Genomic DNA, 372 nt, shown 5'->3' on the forward strand with positions numbered 1-372 from the left:
TAAGGGACAGGCTTACGTTTTCTATAGAAATCAAGTATCCAGCGCCTGGATCATTCAATCTTGATTATGGTAATAATCGAATTGTACGAAGTCACCCTCTCACAATTCGCGTGCTTCCTCAAGCCTCTTTGTATAGTCCTAAATACAATCAAACAGAAGCAGATTTTAACGAGATTTTCAATAATGGTAAGGATAGCGAGAAGYMTWTKMRYKCCATGAAGGATCTGATTGGTTAAAAAAGTTTGATTCTGAAGCAGGAAATGCAAAGAATCATAGTAAATTGTTCGATTTTGGAGCGAATTATAATAATGGCTCTGGCTCTAAGCGAACTGCGCAATGGGCGGATAATACTTTTAAATTTAGCGTCAAGCT

General features: G+C 37.6%; 1 pseudogene. It reads left to right on the top strand.

Features of this window, described 5'->3' with window-relative positions:
• Window positions 1-236 (top strand): annotated as a pseudogene (locus BFS05_RS06930) (hypothetical protein); the annotation flags it as partial.
• Window positions 237-372: the final 136 nt, after the last annotated feature.

Origin of the sequence: Gardnerella coleohominis, assembly GCF_002896555.1 — a bacterium.
Classification (GTDB): domain Bacteria; phylum Actinomycetota; class Actinomycetes; order Actinomycetales; family Bifidobacteriaceae; genus Bifidobacterium; species Bifidobacterium vaginale_F.